This window comes from Paludibacterium sp. B53371, from assembly GCF_018802765.1.
In the GTDB taxonomy this organism is placed as follows: Bacteria; Pseudomonadota; Gammaproteobacteria; order Burkholderiales; family Chromobacteriaceae; genus Paludibacterium.
The window spans coordinates 3,467,026-3,481,516 of record NZ_CP069163.1; the positions used below are offsets into that span (position 1 = coordinate 3,467,026).

General features: G+C 57.0%; 17 protein-coding genes and 1 riboswitch. Of the genes, 10 read left to right on the top strand and 7 right to left on the bottom strand.

Annotation, left to right across the window (positions count from 1 at the left end; genetic code table 11):
- Window positions 1-7 precede the first annotated feature (7 nt).
- Window positions 8-124: riboswitch (TPP riboswitch) on the bottom strand.
- Between the two features lie 62 nt (window positions 125-186).
- From JNO51_RS16540 to JNO51_RS16555, 4 genes are all read left to right on the top strand, one after another.
- A complete protein-coding gene (locus JNO51_RS16540; RefSeq protein ID WP_215779494.1) occupies window positions 187-846 on the top strand; it encodes a protein-L-isoaspartate O-methyltransferase in 660 nt (219 codons plus the stop codon).
- Window positions 846-1,169 (top strand): rhodanese-like domain-containing protein, encoded by a 324-nt coding sequence (locus tag JNO51_RS16545; protein WP_215779496.1) that lies wholly within the window; start codon window positions 846-848, stop codon window positions 1,167-1,169. The genes JNO51_RS16540 and JNO51_RS16545 overlap by 1 nt, the downstream gene beginning before the upstream one ends.
- Before the next feature lie 46 nt (window positions 1,170-1,215).
- Entirely contained in the window at window positions 1,216-1,938 is a 723-nt protein-coding gene (gene ung, locus JNO51_RS16550) for a uracil-DNA glycosylase (RefSeq protein WP_215779499.1), read from the top strand.
- Window positions 1,939-2,034: 96 nt separating this feature from the next.
- Window positions 2,035-3,354, top strand: coding sequence for a hemolysin family protein (locus JNO51_RS16555; protein ID WP_215779501.1), 1,320 nt, complete (start codon window positions 2,035-2,037; stop codon window positions 3,352-3,354).
- 162 nt (window positions 3,355-3,516) lie between these two features.
- On the opposite strand, the gene JNO51_RS16560 is transcribed toward JNO51_RS16555, so the two are convergent.
- Window positions 3,517-4,485: an NAD-dependent epimerase/dehydratase family protein gene (locus tag JNO51_RS16560; RefSeq protein WP_215779511.1), complete on the bottom strand. Its 969-nt coding sequence runs from the start codon at window positions 4,483-4,485 to the stop codon at window positions 3,517-3,519.
- Window positions 4,482-5,219 (bottom strand): glycosyltransferase family 2 protein, encoded by a 738-nt coding sequence (locus JNO51_RS16565; RefSeq protein WP_252346127.1) that lies wholly within the window; start codon window positions 5,217-5,219, stop codon window positions 4,482-4,484. Before JNO51_RS16565 ends, JNO51_RS16560 begins: the two co-directional genes overlap by 4 nt.
- Before the next feature lie 524 nt (window positions 5,220-5,743).
- On the opposite strand from JNO51_RS16565, the gene waaC reads away from it, so the two are divergent.
- Window positions 5,744-6,706 (top strand): lipopolysaccharide heptosyltransferase I, encoded by a 963-nt coding sequence (waaC, locus tag JNO51_RS16570; protein WP_371822857.1) that lies wholly within the window; start codon window positions 5,744-5,746, stop codon window positions 6,704-6,706.
- Window positions 6,703-7,956: a lipid IV(A) 3-deoxy-D-manno-octulosonic acid transferase gene (waaA, locus tag JNO51_RS16575; RefSeq protein ID WP_215779513.1), complete on the top strand. Its 1,254-nt coding sequence runs from the start codon at window positions 6,703-6,705 to the stop codon at window positions 7,954-7,956. Before waaC ends, waaA begins: the two co-directional genes overlap by 4 nt.
- Here waaA and thiE read toward each other — a convergent pair.
- Both thiE and JNO51_RS16585 read right to left on the bottom strand, forming a co-directional pair.
- Window positions 7,926-8,642: a thiamine phosphate synthase gene (gene thiE / locus JNO51_RS16580; protein WP_252346128.1), complete on the bottom strand. Its 717-nt coding sequence runs from the start codon at window positions 8,640-8,642 to the stop codon at window positions 7,926-7,928. The genes waaA and thiE overlap by 31 nt on opposite strands.
- Window positions 8,557-9,405 (bottom strand): hydroxymethylpyrimidine/phosphomethylpyrimidine kinase, encoded by an 849-nt coding sequence (locus JNO51_RS16585; RefSeq protein WP_252346129.1) that lies wholly within the window; start codon window positions 9,403-9,405, stop codon window positions 8,557-8,559. The genes thiE and JNO51_RS16585 overlap by 86 nt, the downstream gene beginning before the upstream one ends.
- Before the next feature lie 60 nt (window positions 9,406-9,465).
- Here JNO51_RS16585 and JNO51_RS16590 point away from each other — a divergent pair, with 60 nt between their 5' ends.
- From JNO51_RS16590 to hemL, 4 genes are read left to right on the top strand one after another with little or no spacing between them, the layout of a single operon-like run.
- Entirely contained in the window at window positions 9,466-9,630 is a 165-nt protein-coding gene (locus JNO51_RS16590; protein WP_252346130.1) for a rubredoxin, read from the top strand.
- A gap of 35 nt (window positions 9,631-9,665) precedes the next feature.
- Window positions 9,666-10,082, top strand: coding sequence for a CopD family protein (locus JNO51_RS16595; RefSeq protein WP_215779518.1), 417 nt, complete (start codon window positions 9,666-9,668; stop codon window positions 10,080-10,082).
- A gap of 12 nt (window positions 10,083-10,094) precedes the next feature.
- Window positions 10,095-10,571, top strand: coding sequence for a CYTH domain-containing protein (locus JNO51_RS16600; RefSeq protein WP_215779520.1), 477 nt, complete (start codon window positions 10,095-10,097; stop codon window positions 10,569-10,571).
- Window positions 10,572-10,598: 27 nt separating this feature from the next.
- Window positions 10,599-11,876 (top strand): glutamate-1-semialdehyde 2,1-aminomutase, encoded by a 1,278-nt coding sequence (gene hemL, locus JNO51_RS16605; RefSeq protein WP_215779522.1) that lies wholly within the window; start codon window positions 10,599-10,601, stop codon window positions 11,874-11,876.
- Between the two features lie 40 nt (window positions 11,877-11,916).
- Here hemL and JNO51_RS16610 read toward each other — a convergent pair whose 3' ends face one another.
- The 3 genes from JNO51_RS16610 to JNO51_RS17580 are packed head-to-tail and all read right to left on the bottom strand — an operon-like array spanning window position 11,917 to window position 14,460.
- Window positions 11,917-13,008, bottom strand: a complete 1,092-nt coding sequence (locus JNO51_RS16610; RefSeq protein WP_215779525.1) for a histidinol-phosphate transaminase — start codon at window positions 13,006-13,008, stop codon at window positions 11,917-11,919.
- Between the two features lie 31 nt (window positions 13,009-13,039).
- A complete protein-coding gene (gene lysA, locus JNO51_RS16615) occupies window positions 13,040-14,299 on the bottom strand; it encodes a diaminopimelate decarboxylase (protein WP_215779527.1) in 1,260 nt (419 codons plus the stop codon).
- Complete coding sequence (locus JNO51_RS17580; RefSeq protein WP_338620046.1) at window positions 14,296-14,460, bottom strand: lipoprotein; 165 nt, start codon at window positions 14,458-14,460, stop codon at window positions 14,296-14,298. Before JNO51_RS17580 ends, lysA begins: the two co-directional genes overlap by 4 nt.
- Between the last annotated feature and the right edge of the window lie 31 nt (window positions 14,461-14,491).

The following is a 14,491-nucleotide window of genomic DNA, read 5'->3' on the forward strand; positions in this document are numbered from 1 at the left end:
GAAATGCTACAGAGCAGCACCGCTTCCCTACGCCGGAGTTAACCGGATCAGGTTCGAAGGGTATTTCTCACCCGTCAGTGTTGTCGGAATACGAAAACCACTGGCAGGACCCCTAGCGATGCTGTGAAGGTAAGGCAAATATGGGATAATCGCAAGTTATTGTCATAATGCTGCGGAGTGTGCTGAATGGATTTCGAACAAGCGCGATTCAACATGGTCGAGCAACAAATCCGCCCCTGGGAAGTACTGGATCCGACCATCCTCGATTTGCTGTTTCACGTGAAACGCGAAGATTTTGTCGCCGATGATCAGCGCGCACTGGCGTTTACCGATGTCGAACTGCCCTTGCCCAATGGCAGCCGCATGCTGCAACCAAAGCAAGAAGCCCGCATGATCCAGGATCTTGCCCTGCAGGCAGGCGACAAGGTGCTGGAAATCGGTACCGGCAGCGGTTATGTCACCGCCTTGCTGTCCAGACTGGTCGAACAGGTCTACAGCATCGACTGTGATGGCAGCATGCAAGCCATCGCAGCCGATCATCTGCATCAGGCAGGCTGTCAAAACGTGCAGCTGATCCATGCCAACGGTCTGGAAGGTCTGGCTCAACATGCGCCTTTCGATGCCATCTTCGTCGGTGGTTCGCTGCCAGTGGTACCGGAAGTACTCAAGCAACAGCTGGCAGTGGGTGGTCGCATGATGGTGACGGTCGGTCAGTTGCCAGTCATGTCTGTGGTTCTGGTGCGCCGTGAAAGCGACAACGTGTTTGCCGAGACCAAGCTGTACGAAACGGTCCTGCCCAGACTGCAAGGCAGTGAAGCCCTGCAACCCGAGCAGTTCGTCTTCTGATGGCGATGGAAATCACCTGCGAAGCGCTGGCGGCAAGGCTGAATTCGTCGGAGCCGGCGCCGCTGCTGCTGGATGTCCGCGAAGACTGGGAGTGGCAGATGGCGCATATCGAGGGATCGGTGCATCTGCCGATGAATCTGATTCCGTTGCGCCATAACGAACTGCCGGACGATCGTTTGATCGTCACGGTCTGCCATCATGGCATGCGCAGCCTTCAGGTCTGTCACTTTCTGCGTCAGGTCGGTTTTGATCAGGTACTCAGCCTGCACGGCGGTATTGATGCCTGGTCAGCCACCATCGATGATTCAGTACCGAGATACTGATCCCCCGCCCCGGCGGGGTTTTTCTTTTCATTGCCAAGATTGATTCATGTCTGATTACTCCTTCCTGTCGCCAGCCCTTGAGCGTGTCGAACCCGCCTGGCGTGCCATTCTGGATCGGCCAGCTGTCCGCACGGCTCTTCACTCCCTGGATCAACAGTTAAGCGCACGCCAGCAGGCAGGCCACCTTATCTATCCGGCACGAGACAACATCTTTCGCGCACTGTCATTCTCTGGCCCTGAATCGGTTCGGGTGGTGATTCTCGGTCAGGATCCCTATCACGGCGCCGGCGAAGCCATGGGCTTGTCCTTCTCCGTGTCGCCGGGGGTGAAGATTCCCCCGTCTCTGCGCAATATTTATAAGGAACTGGCACGGGATACAGACAGACCGCTGCGCAAGCAGGGGGATTTGACCGACTGGGCGCGTCAGGGCGTCCTGCTGCTCAACAGCGTACTGACGGTGGAAGCCGATCAGGCAGGCAGCCATGGCAAACTGGGCTGGCAGACCGTCACCACGGCCTTGCTGGATGCGGTCAATACCCTGAATCCAGGCTGTGTCTTCCTGCTCTGGGGTAACTGGGCTCGCAGTCAGGCAGAACGCATTGATCAACAACGACATCTGGTCCTGCAGGCAGCGCATCCTTCACCACTGTCTGCCAGCCGCGGCTTCATGCAGTGCGGACACTTCTCGCAGGCGAATCAGTGGCTGCAGGCACAGGGACAAGCAGCAATCGACTGGCAGCGTGCCGAGATTCAACCTTCATTGATCTGAATGCAGGGTGATATTTTCATCCGGAATAATCTACAGCTTCCCTCGACCACGCCCTTGCCCTATCCTAAGGCTTCCTGAACAAAGTACCCAAGGGCCGTGGACATACTGATATTGCTGCTGCTGATTCTCTTCAATGCCGTGTTTGCCATGTCCGAACTGGCATTGGTTTCTTCCCGCAAGGTCCGTTTGCAGCAATGGGCCGAAGAAGGCAACAAGGGAGCGCAAACCGCCCTGAATCTGACCGAAGATCCCACCCGGTTTCTGTCGACCATTCAAATTGGTATCACCTTCATCAGCATCACGTCCGGTGTCTATGCCGAAGCCTCCATTGCCAGCGATGTGCATGCCTGGCTGCAGCCCTACCCGTTGCTGGCGCCCGTCAGCAAAGCACTGGCCGATACCCTGGTGATTGTCTTTGTCACTGCCCTGTCCCTGATCCTCGGCGAGCTGGTGCCCAAGCGTCTGGCCATGCACAACCCTGAACTGGTTGCCTGCAACATGGCACGACCGATGGCCATCCTGTCACAACTGGCTGCGCCACTGGTCAAGGTGCTGAGCGTGCTGACGGATGGCCTGTTGCGCCTGATCGGCGCCAGACAGAGCCGTGAACCCTCGATTACTGAAGAAGAGATCCGCGTGCTGATGGAACAAGGCGCGGACGAAGGCGTGTTCGACCGCGCAGAGCAGGAACTGGTCGAGAACATCTTCCGGCTGGATGACCGCAAAGTCGCCTCGATCATGACCCCGCGCAAAGACATTGTGTCGGTCGACCTGGAAGACAGTGAGGCGGAGAATTCGGCCTTGCTGCAACAAAGCCCCTATTCGCGCTTTCCCGTCGGTCGCGGCGGCATGGAACACATCATCGGCATCCTCGAATCCAAGCGCATGCTGGATCGCCTGCTCAGCGGTCAGGCCGTCGATTTCCTGGCAGATCTGACGCCGCCACTCTACGTCCCGGCCTCAGTCTCGCTGAAACAACTGCTGGAACAGTTCAAGATGGCGCGTACCCATATCGCGCTGGTGGTCGATGAATATGGCGAGCTGGAAGGCCTGGTCACCATGAATGACGTCCTGGAAGCCATTGTGGGCGATCTGCCGGCGACCGATCAGGAAGATGACAGCATTGTCCAGCGTGATGAAAACAGCTGGCTGATGGATGGCACCGTGACGCTGGATGAGTTCAAAGAATTCTTCGACATCGACCATGACGAACTGCTGCCCGGCGAAGAGACCGGCAATATTCACACCCTGGGGGGCATCATCATGTATCGCCTGGGTCGTGTTCCTCAGGTTGCAGATCGCATGGAGTGTCTGGATTTCGGCTTCGAGGTGGTCGACATGGACAAAACCCGGGTCGACAAGATCATGGTCACGCGGCGATCACCACTCACGGATCTGTCTCGCCAGGATTCATAAAAAAAACCGCCAGTTCACTGGCGGTTTTTTTATGCCCGGGTGAAAAAAACATCGCACAGAAACACGCTGTAAGCGACGATCTCTGTCTCACCTGACTCCTGCTATCAATCTGAAAACAAACACGCTCAAAACGCCTTGCCGTCCCGGCAATCGGGATATGCCTTACAGACCGTGATAGGCCTTGTACCAGTCGACGAATTTTTTCATTCCCTGGGCCAGCGGTGTAGAAGGCGCAAAACCGGTGGCTGCGTGCAGCCGGCGAGTGTCGGCATAGGTGATGGGAACATCTCCATCCTGCATTGGCAGGAATGTCTTGTTGGCTTTCTGACCGCAGGCCTCCTCCACCGTACTGATGAAGTCCATCAGTCGCACCGGATTATTGTTACCGATATTGAAGAGTGCAAACGGCACCTGGGTATCCGGAATCCGAGTCATGACCGCCAACACCCCTTCGACAATATCGTCGATATAGGTGAAATCGCGCTGCAAATCGCCATTATTGAAAACCCTGATGGTTTCACCATTAAGGATAGATTCTGTAAACATCCATGGCGCCATGTCCGGACGTCCCCACGGTCCGTAGACCGTAAAGAAACGCAATGCCGTCACCGGCATCTGGTAGAGATGGGCAAAACTGTGTGCCATCACCTCGCCAGCCTTCTTGGTGGCGGCATAGAAGCTGACCGGTTCGTCAGTGCGATCGTCTTCGGCAAAAGGCACCTTGGCATTTTTTCCATAGACACTGCTCGAGCTGGCAAATACCAGGTGCTTGATACCGTGGCGATGGCAAACATCCAGCAGATTGGTCATCCCCATCAGATTGCTCTGTGCATAAGCATGGGGATTCTTGAGCGAGTAGCGCACGCCGGCCTGTGCAGCCAGATGAATTACATAATCGATCCCCTGACCGTCAAACAGGGCATCCAGTGCCGGTGCATCGGCAATATCCAGCTGATGAAATTCGAAGTCCTGCCGTCCTTGCAAAGTAGCCAGACGGGCATGTTTCAGTTCGACGGAGTAGTAGTCGTTCAGGTTATCCACAGCCAGTACGGTGTGCTGACCACAATCCAGCAGTTTTTCACAGACTGCACGGCCGATAAAACCTGCCGCACCGGTTACCAATACCTTCATGCCACGTGCTCCAGACGGTAAAACTCACGCAGTTTCGCATACTTTATGAAAGAGTTCATGCATCCGATCGAAATATGCACCAGGCCTGGCAAACCATCCCGCCAGCCTTGTCGAACCAGATAGAACTTAATAAAGCGAATCAGCGGGCTGAGCAACATCTTGGCCAGCGAAACGTTTTTTCTGTTCTCAAACATCTGTCTGGCCTGCAGTGAAGTGTATTGGTTTTGCTTGTTCAGATAGTGGGCAATATCTTCCCCCGACTCATGCATCAGATCTCCGGCAATGCGCCCCACAGCCGAATTCGTCACCACATACTCGTGCACCTTGTCGTCAGACCAGTGTGCCTTGCGACGATCAAATAATCTCAGGCTCAGATCCGGATAACCCTCGCCATGACGCAGGAAGCGTCCCATGAACTTGTTGCAGCGTGCAAAGTGGTAGCACTCATGCTGTGGATAACTCAATATTGCCTTGATATTATTAGCTAATTCTTCAGATAACCATTCATCGGCATCCAGACAGAGTACCCAGTCATGACTGGCCTGATCGACAGCAAACTGCTTCTGAGGTCCGAATCCCAGCCAGGCTTGTTCAATGGTCCTGGCTCCGTAGCGTTGTGCAATTTCAAGCGTTGCATCATGACTGCCTGAATCGACCACCACGATTTCGTCGGCAAATTGGCAACTTTGCAGACACTTTTCCAGGTGTGCTGCTGCATTCAGGGTAATAAGCACGACGCTGACTGAGCATTGCATTGTATCTAGTTGACCTTTTTTATATTTGATAAGACTGGTAGAAGGCAGACCCTGTCTGTTGATAAGCCTTTTTTTATTCTTAAAATCAATATGTTGAAGACAAAAAAATCCTGTTATCAACTGATGTTTTTCACAGGGTACCGGATGTGGATAACTATCCGCATGGGGATGAGATGTCAGTTACCCACATGTTTACGAGCAGTTGTTGCCAGTCAGGTGTGCATGGTCTGTACACCCGTGGTTTGGCATGGTTCTGTTTACTATTATGCCCTTTTTAAAAACTGATGAATAAGATGAAGGGTCGTTGCAGTTGTGGATAACCATGGATTATTGTTTTTTTACAAGGGATTGCCCTGTTTGCCAAGCAGGGGGGCAAGTGCTTGGCAGCAGCAGGATGATTTGTGGATAAATCCAGTCACCTGGGCAAATGCATGCTTATACACATTTCCACAAGGCGAAAACGACGTAGTTAACCACTGTCAGGCTCGTATACAATGCCGACCATGATGAATGTCTTGATTGTGCGGACGTCGTCGATGGGCGACCTGATCCATACCTGGCCCGCCATCACCGAACTGGTCAAGCACTACCCCAATTTACGTCTTTCATGGTTGGCAGAAGAAAATTTTGCCGATATTGCCCGTTTGCATCCGGCTGTGCAGACGGTGTTTCCGTTTGCCTGGCGTCGTTGGCGCAAGCAGATCTGTTCACCTTCGACCTGGCGGGAGATGCGGCAACTCAAGCAGGCCTTGCAGTCTGTGCAGTGGGATTTGGTGATTGATTCTCAAGGCTTGCTGAAAAGTGCCATTCCTGCGCGTCTGAGTGGTGGTCCGCTGGCAGGTTATGACTGGCAAAGTGTGCGTGAACCGCTGGCCAGCCTGCTCTATAACAAACGCTTCAGGGTGTCTCGACAGCAATCCGCCGTAGAACGCAATCGTGCTTTGTTCTCATCGGCCTTTGGCTATGCGGTACAGGGATCACCGGTCTTTGGCATTTTGCCCGGGGAACGACCGGCATGGCTGCCTGCAGGCCGTTATGTAATGTTGCTTCACGCAACCAGTCGTGCCAGCAAGGAATGGCCGGAATCCTGCTGGCAGGCGCTGGCACAGCGTCTGCAACAGCAATACGGTCTGGCTGTGGTCTACCCCTGGGGGAATGAGACTGAACGGCAGCGTGCCGAGCGACTGGCTTCAGGGGCCGACTATGCCATGGCCGCCCCGCGCTTGACTCTGGAACAGGCGGCTGCGGCATTGGGGCATGCGGCTGCCGTGGTGGGGGTCGATACCGGGCTCAGTCATCTGGCCAATGCACTGGATGTGCCACTGGTGGCGCTTTATACCGATACGGATCCGGCGCTGACCGGTGTCTGCGAGACCGACTATGCCATTAACCTGGGAGGGATTGGCCAAATGCCGACGGTAGATGAGGTGATGCAGGCATTGATTTCTCGCAGAGGTTTTCAGTGATCTGGCGTGCGCTTTATTCCCTGCTCTGGTGGCTGCTGACACCGCTGGTGCGTTATTACCTGAAAAAACGTGCGCGCAAGTCGCCTGCCTATCTGGATCACTGGGATGAGCGCTTCGGTAAAGCATTTTATCCCCAGCAGCAAGGCGGAATCTGGGTGCATGCCGTCTCGGTGGGGGAAACCCGCGCGGCCATGCCGTTGATTCGCGCCCTGCGCCAGCGCTGGCCTGATGCTCCCCTGCTGATCACACAGATGACCCCTACCGGACGTGCCTGTGCCGAGGCACTGTATGGCCGGGAGGCGGAAATCCGTTACCTGCCCTACGATTATCCACAGGCGGTTCGCGCCTTCATGGCGGCCTACCGCCCGCGTTTCGGTGTGCTGATGGAAACCGAGCTGTGGCCGAATCTGATTGCTGCCGCCCATGACAGCCAAACGCCGCTGTTTCTGGTCAACGCCCGTCTGTCCGAGAAATCGCGTCGTGGCTATCGCCGTGTGGCGGCCTTGATCCGGCCTGCGATGGCGCAATTGACGGCCATTGCAGCGCAGACGCCTGCGGATGCCGAACGACTGGCAGATATCGGGGGGAGGGACATCGAGGTATGTGGCAATACCAAATACGATTTTGACCCTCCGGCGGAACAGGCCGTACTGGGCGCAGGCTTCAAGGCCAGAATTGGCCCACGGCCGGTACTCGTCTGTGCCAGCACCCGAGAGGGGGAAGAGAATCTGATCCTGCAGGCCTGGCGCGAAATGACTGAGCGGCCATTGCTGGTTCTGGTGCCGCGCCATCCGGAGCGATTTTCCGCAGTGGCGGCGCTGGCACGGTCCTGCGGGCTGGTAGTGCAATGTCGCAGTGATGAGCTGGCGGTGGCGCCTGAGACGGATGTCTGGCTGGGGGATAGCATGGGCGAGATGTTTGCCTACTATCATGCCGCCGATCTGGTCTTTATTGGCGGCAGTCTGATGCCGCTGGGAGGGCAGAATCTGATTGAGCCTGCCAGTATTGGCAGACCAGTGCTGATCGGGCCGTCGAGCTACAACTTTGCCGATGCCTGCAGCAAGGCGCTGGCCGGTGGTGCTGCCCTGCAGGTTGATTCGGGCACTGATTTGGTTGTTAAAGTCAATGAATTGCTGGCAGATCCAGAGCGCATGTCTGCCATGTCAGCTGCCGGGCTGCGTTTCAGCCAGGAACACCGCGGGGCCAGTCAGCGGATCGTTCAGTTGATTGCCGGCCGACTGGGTAACTGAAACAACGCTGCAAGGGTTTTGGCTGCCTGCCGTGGGTCTGGAGTACCGAATAATCCCTGAATGACCGCGACCGCATCCGCCCCCGCCTGCAGAACCGTGTGTGCGTTATTGGCATGGATGCCGCCAATGGCAACCAGGGGTCTTTCCAGCACGCGTGCCGCCGCAAACAGATCCAGTGGGGCATGCACCGCCCTGGGTTTACTGCCGGAGGGGAAGACGGCGCCGAAGGCCAGGTAATCGGCACCCGCCTGTTGCGCCAGTCGGGCTGTTTCCAGATTGTTGTAGCAGGAGGCACCGATGATGCAGCGCGGACCCAGGGCGACACGAGCCTGCCGGATGGTCATGTCTTCCTGGCCAAGATGCACGCCGTCTGCATTCAGTTTGATAGTCAGGTCCAAGTCGTCATTAATGATGAACAAGGCATCGTGCTCGCGGCAGAGTTGTTGTAACTGTTTGCCCTGACGGTATTTCATGGCGTTATCGCTCGACTTGCTGCGGTACTGCACCATGCCGGCACCACCCAGCAGGACCTGACGGACCTGTTCGACCAGAAGGTTGTCATCAGCAATTTCTGGTGTGATTGCATATAACCCTCTGATTTTATTTTTTTTGTTCATTTTCTTCCGTTTCGCGGGCCCAGAACAGGCGGTCCGGAATATGTTGTCCCATGCCGGGGCGATAGCCATTGATCAAGGTTTGATAGGTGTATTCCTGCGCATCGTCGACGGCTTCCAGCAGTGTGCTGCCACAGGCCAGGATGGCCGCCAGGGCCGAAGACAGTGTGCAGCCGGAGCCGTGATAACTGCCAGGCAGACGTTCCCAATGTTGGGAACGGGCCGTGCCATCGGAGGCATACAAGGTATTGATGACTTCCGGCGTGTTTTCATGGGTACCGGTGACCAGGACATACTCGGCGCCCAGGCCGAGTAGACGGGTCGCACATTCGTCCAGGGTCAGATCGTCTTCCTCGTCCGGATCATTGCTGGCCAGACGGCGCGCTTCGATGCTGTTGGGTGTCAGGATGGTCACCTGGGGCAGCAGCATGTCGCGCATGGCGCCGATCAGGTCTTCGTCAGCGAAGGCGTCCCCACCGCCGGAGGCCAGTACCGGGTCGAGAATCAGGGGAATATCCGGGTAGTCGGCCGCCAGCTGGGCAATCACGGCGACATTTTCCACGCTGCCGATCAGACCAACCTTGAAGGCAGCCACCGGTATATCTTCCATCAGCAGACGGGCCTGTTCGTTGACCCAGTCGGCATCGATGACCATCAGGTCGTGGACCCGGGCGCTATCTTGTACAGTCAGGGCGGTGATCACCGAAAGGGGGTGGCATCCGAGGCTGGCCAGGGTCAGAATGTCTGCCTGGATGCCGGCACCGCCGCTCGGATCAGAACCGGCCAGGGTCAATACGGCTGGCGGCGCTTCCACAGGCTTGTTTTTGGCTTCCAAGGTTAACCTCCGTCCTGTCTGCATATAGAATCGTCATTCTAACTTACAAAGGGGAATCAAATGCGTACTTGGATGTGTCTGATCTGCGGTTTCATTTATGACGAAGCCTCGGGTCTTCCGGATGACGGGATTGCCCCCGGTACGCCCTGGGAAGATGTTCCGCCCAACTGGACCTGCCCGGAATGTGGTGCGCGCAAGGATGATTTCGAAATGGTGGAAATCTGATTTCTGCCGTCTGTCTCCAATAACAGGAGTTGATCTTGGGTTATCTGTATCTCAAGGCATTGCATATTTTCTTCGTTACCTCCTGGTTTGCCGGCCTGTTTTATCTGCCGCGACTCTTCGTCAATCTGGCGATGGTGCAACCGGGAGATGAATACCAGCGTCTGTTGATCATGGCGCGCAAGCTTTACCGCTTCATGATGCCGCTTTCGCTGATGTCGATGATTCTGGGTGTCTGGCTTTGGCTTGGTTTCGGCTTTGCCGGCGGGTGGCTGCACGCCAAATTGACACTGGTTCTGGTTTTGCTGGGGTATCAGCATTATTGCGGGCGCATTTACCGTGATTTTGCTGCCGGCCGCAATCAGCGTTCTCATGTGTGGTTTCGGGTATTTAACGAAATCCCGACGTTTATTTTGTTGGCCATCGTCATTCTGGTGGTCGTCAAACCCTTTTAGCAGGATTGTCTGATGGGCATGGAAATCGAAAGGCGTTTTCTGGTTACCGGGGATGCCTGGCGTGAACTGGGCGAACCGGTGGTCTATCGCCAGGGGTATCTGTCTGTGGACCCTGCCAGAACGGTCAGGGTGCGTGTTGTGGGGAAACAGGCCTGGCTGACGCTTAAGGCCAAAGTGACCGACACTTCCCGCCATGAGTTCGAGTATGAAATTCCTCTGGCCGATGCGCTCACCATGCTGGACACCATGTGCCCGATGCTGATCGACAAGCGACGCACCCGGGTGATGCATGGCGGCATGCTGTGGGAAGTCGATGAGTTTGACGGCGCCAATGCCGGTCTGATTCTGGCGGAAATCGAATTGCCCGATGAACAGACCCCTTTTGAACGGCCGGACTGGCTGGGGGCGGAGGTGACTGCCGATGGCCGGTTCACCAATGCCTGGTTGTCGGATCACCCTTATTGCCAATGGGCCAGTCAATCCGAGTAACTTTGTTGAGAATGAACAGGATGCATCATGTCGCGTAACCAGCAGTTGTTCGAGCGTGCCAAGCAGCACATTCCAGGCGGGGTGAATTCCCCGGTACGGGCTTTCGGTTCGGTGGGCGGGACGCCCCGCTTCATCACCCGGGCCAATGGTCCGTATGTGTGGGATGCCGATGGCAACCGTTTCATCGACTATGTCGGTTCCTGGGGACCCGCCATTCTGGGGCATGCACACCCGGAGGTGATCGCCGCCGTGCAGAAAGCCGCACTGGGCGGCCTGTCGTTCGGGGCGCCGACTGAAGGTGAAATTGATCTGGCCGAAGCAATCTGCCGCCTTGTGCCGTCGATCGAGCAGGTGCGTCTGGTGTCATCCGGCACTGAAGCGACGATGAGCGCCATCCGCCTGGCGCGGGGGTTTACCGGCCGCGATACCATCGTCAAGTTCGAAGGCTGCTATCACGGTCACTCGGACAGTCTGCTGGTCAAGGCCGGTTCCGGTTTGCTGACCTTCGGCACGCCTTCTTCAGGCGGGGTGCCGGCCGACTTTACCAAGCACACCCTGGTGCTGGAGTACAACAACGTCGAGCAGTTGCAAAAAACCTTTGCCGAGATCGGTGATTCGATTGCCTGTGTGATCCTGGAACCGTTCGCCGGCAATATGAATCTGGTCAAGCCGAGCCAGGCCTTTGTTCAGGCACTGCGTGCCCTGACCAGCCAGCACGGTTCTGTGCTGATCTACGACGAAGTCATGACCGGTTTCCGCGTGGATCTGCACTGTGCCCAGCACCTGCATGGCATCACACCGGACATGACCACGCTGGGCAAGGTCGTGGGGGGAGGCATGCCGCTGGCGGCCTTTGGTGGCCGCGCCGACATTATGGGCTGTATCGCCCCGCTGGGCAGCGTCTATCAGGCAGGTACCCTCTCGGGGAATCCGCTGGCCGTTGCGGCGGGGCTGACAACCCTGCGGCTGATTCAGCGACCGGGCTTCCATGAAGCGTTGTCTGCCCGGACGGCGCAATTGGCTCAGGGTATTAGCCAGGCGGCCAGGGCGGCCGGTGTGCCGATGTGTGCGGATAGCGTGGGCGGGATGTTCGGTCTGTACATGGCTGAATCGGTACCGTCGTCGTTTGCCGAGGTCTCGGCAGCGGATGTCGCGGCTTTCCGTCGTTTCTTCCACGGTATGCTGGACAAGGGGGTGTATCTGGCACCATCGGCCTTCGAGGCGGGCTTTGTGTCGGACGCCCACAGCGAATCGTTGATTGAGGAAACCATTGCACTGGCCGCGCAGGTACTGAAGGCGCTGTAAGCGATGCGGATGTAAAAAAAGGGGCCTCGGCCCCTTTTTTTCATGCCTGAATCAGCGCATCGAGAATGAAATCCGGTAGCGGCTGGGCCGGCACGGTGACACGGATCAGATGATTAACGGCCGGATGGCTCGGCCGGTGGACAGCCACACCGAGGTCAAACAGACGCTTTTGCACGTTTTCGGCAATCAGGGAATCCGGATAATGAATGCAGATGAAGTTGGTATGACTCGGTAAAACGGTCAGTCCATGCTGTACCAGGGTTGCACTTAGCGCGCTGCGCTGTTCAATGGTTGCATTTAGCAAGGAATGGACAGTGTCCTGCGCCTGCAGGACGATTCGCGCTGCCTGCTGCGCCAGGGAGGACACGGCAAACTGCGGACGGATTTCATCTGCCTTGGCAATCAGATCGGCAGGGCCGATCGCATAACCGATGCGCAGGCCCGCCAGCGCATAGGCTTTCGACAGCGTTCGCAGACGCAGGGTATTGGGCATGACCTTGCTGAGGGCTTCACCCGGCAGGGCAAACTCCAGATAGGCCTCGTCCAGCAGCAGGATGCAATCGGCGGGCAGGCTCTGCCGGAAGCGTTCGATCTCGGCCTGTGAATGATAGTGGCCTGTCGGGTTGTCGGGATTGGCCAGATAAACCAGTTGTGCCTTGTACTGGTGGGCATTGAATGCCAGGGCGCCCAGATCAGCTTCCAGTTGTCCTTGCGAGCCACTTTGCAGGCTGACTTCAACCACTCTTTGGCCGCAACCTTCGGCAAAGTAGCGGAAGGTGGGATAACTGCCGGCACTGGTGATGACGGTGTCGCCCAGATTGCAGCAAAGGCGCAGGGCGAGCAGGATCAGGCTGTCGGCGCCGCTGTCGACGATCACTTCGCTGCCATCGACCTGGTTGAGGCTGGCCGCCAGCTGGCGGATGTCATGAGCGTAAGGGTCCGGGTATTGGCTGGCCAGCAGCATGCCCTGTTCGCCCAGCAGGTCGGTCAGTGCCGGCAGGGGCAAGGGAGCACTTTCGTTGGAGCCAAGTCGGGTTGTGATCTCACGCCCCAGTTTCTGCTGCAGCTTCACCAACCCCGGAAAGGGGTTGTGAATGTTGTGAGCCTGCAAGTGGCGGGCAATGCGCGACATGTAGCCTTCCCCTGTTTTATGGTTGTTTTGTTCAACGATCTGTCTGGAGACAGCCTATTTCATTGGCCAGCAGCGCTTCGATGGTTTCCCGCTGGCGGATGATACGGGCCTGATCTCCATGGACCATAACTTCAACGGCGCGGGTCCGGGTGTTGTAGTTACTGGCCATGGTGGAGCCATAGGCACCGCAGGACATGACTGCCAGCAGGTCGCCCTCGACGATGGCCAGGGAGCGTTCCTTGCCGAGGAAGTCACTGGACTCGCAGATCGGGCCGACGACGTCGACGGTGATCTCGCTCAGACCGGCGTGGCGTTTGGCGGGCAGGATGGTGTGATAGGCCGAATACAGGGAAGGCCGCATCAGGTCATTCATGGCGGCGTCCACGACGGCAAAGTTCTTGTGCTCGCCCAGTTTGAGGTATTCCAGACGAGTCAGCAGGATGCCGGCATTGCCCACCAGAGAGCGTCCGGGCTCCATCACCAGTTGCAGCTGGCGCCCTTGCAGGCGCTGTACCAGCGCATCGGCAAAGGCAGACAGATCCGGCGGCGTTTCCTGGTGGTAGCGAATGCCGAGGCCGCCGCCAATGTCCAGATGATGCAAAGCAATGCCATGAGCCGCCAGTTGATCGATCAGGCCGAGCAGGCGGTCGAGGGCATCGACCAGCGGTGTGGCGTCGGTCAGTTGGGAGCCGATGTGGCAATCAATGCCGACAATCTGCAGGTGGGGCAGTTGGCTGGCCTGTTGATAAATCGATAGCGCGGTATCGTAGGCAATGCCGAATTTGTTGTCCTTCAGACCGGTGGAGATATAGGGGTGTGTCTGTGCATCCACATCCGGATTGACGCGCAGGGAAATCGGGGCCTTTTTGCCCAGTTTGCCGGCGACGGCATTCAGCTTCAGCAGCTCATTCAGAGACTCGACATTGAAACACTTGATGCCGGCCAGCAGTGCCTGGGTCATTTCCTGCTCGGTTTTGCCCACACCCGAAAAGACGATTTTGCCGGCTTCGGCCCCCGCGGCCAGGACGCGGGCCAGTTCGCCGCCGGAGACGATGTCGAAACCGGCGCCCAGACGGGCGAAGTGCTGCAGGATCGACAGGTTGGAGTTGGCTTTGACGGCATAACACAGCAGGGGATTCAGTCTGGAGAAGGCCGTCTGATAATTCTGATAGGCTTCGCTGAGCGCCTTTTCCGAATACACATAGGCCGGTGTGCCGAATTCAGCGGCAATGGCGCTGAGTGGCAGATCTTCCAGGTAAAGCTCGTCTTCTCGGTAGTGGGTCGGGGTCATGGCTGGCTGGCATCAGAATGAGGTTGGACAGGCACCGGCGCTGGCGCCGCTTGGGTCGGGGCCGGCTTGGCTGCGGGTTTGGCGGGCAGGTACAGCGGACCCTTGAAGCCGCATGCGCTCAGGCAAACTGCAATGATCAGAGAAAGTGTGAGGGTTCGCATACAATAAAATCCGCTGTGGCAAAATATGGAT

Coding starts and splice junctions, on each gene's coding strand:
- JNO51_RS16540 (WP_215779494.1), top strand. CDS start 187: ATGGATTTCGAACAAGCGCGATTCAACATGGTCGAGCAACAAATCCGC.
- JNO51_RS16545 (WP_215779496.1), top strand. CDS start 846: ATGGCGATGGAAATCACCTGCGAAGCGCTGGCGGCAAGGCTGAATTCG.
- ung (WP_215779499.1), top strand. CDS start 1,216: ATGTCTGATTACTCCTTCCTGTCGCCAGCCCTTGAGCGTGTCGAACCC.
- JNO51_RS16560 (WP_215779511.1), bottom strand. CDS start 4,485: ATGAAGGTATTGGTAACCGGTGCGGCAGGTTTTATCGGCCGTGCAGTC.
- waaC (WP_371822857.1), top strand. CDS start 5,744: ATGATGAATGTCTTGATTGTGCGGACGTCGTCGATGGGCGACCTGATC.
- thiE (WP_252346128.1), bottom strand. CDS start 8,642: ATGGCTATCGCCCCGGCATGGGACAACATATTCCGGACCGCCTGTTCT.
- JNO51_RS16590 (WP_252346130.1), top strand. CDS start 9,466: ATGCGTACTTGGATGTGTCTGATCTGCGGTTTCATTTATGACGAAGCC.
- JNO51_RS16600 (WP_215779520.1), top strand. CDS start 10,095: ATGGGCATGGAAATCGAAAGGCGTTTTCTGGTTACCGGGGATGCCTGG.
- hemL (WP_215779522.1), top strand. CDS start 10,599: ATGTCGCGTAACCAGCAGTTGTTCGAGCGTGCCAAGCAGCACATTCCA.
- JNO51_RS16610 (WP_215779525.1), bottom strand. CDS start 13,008: ATGTCGCGCATTGCCCGCCACTTGCAGGCTCACAACATTCACAACCCC.
- lysA (WP_215779527.1), bottom strand. CDS start 14,299: ATGACCCCGACCCACTACCGAGAAGACGAGCTTTACCTGGAAGATCTG.
- JNO51_RS17580 (WP_338620046.1), bottom strand. CDS start 14,460: ATGCGAACCCTCACACTTTCTCTGATCATTGCAGTTTGCCTGAGCGCA.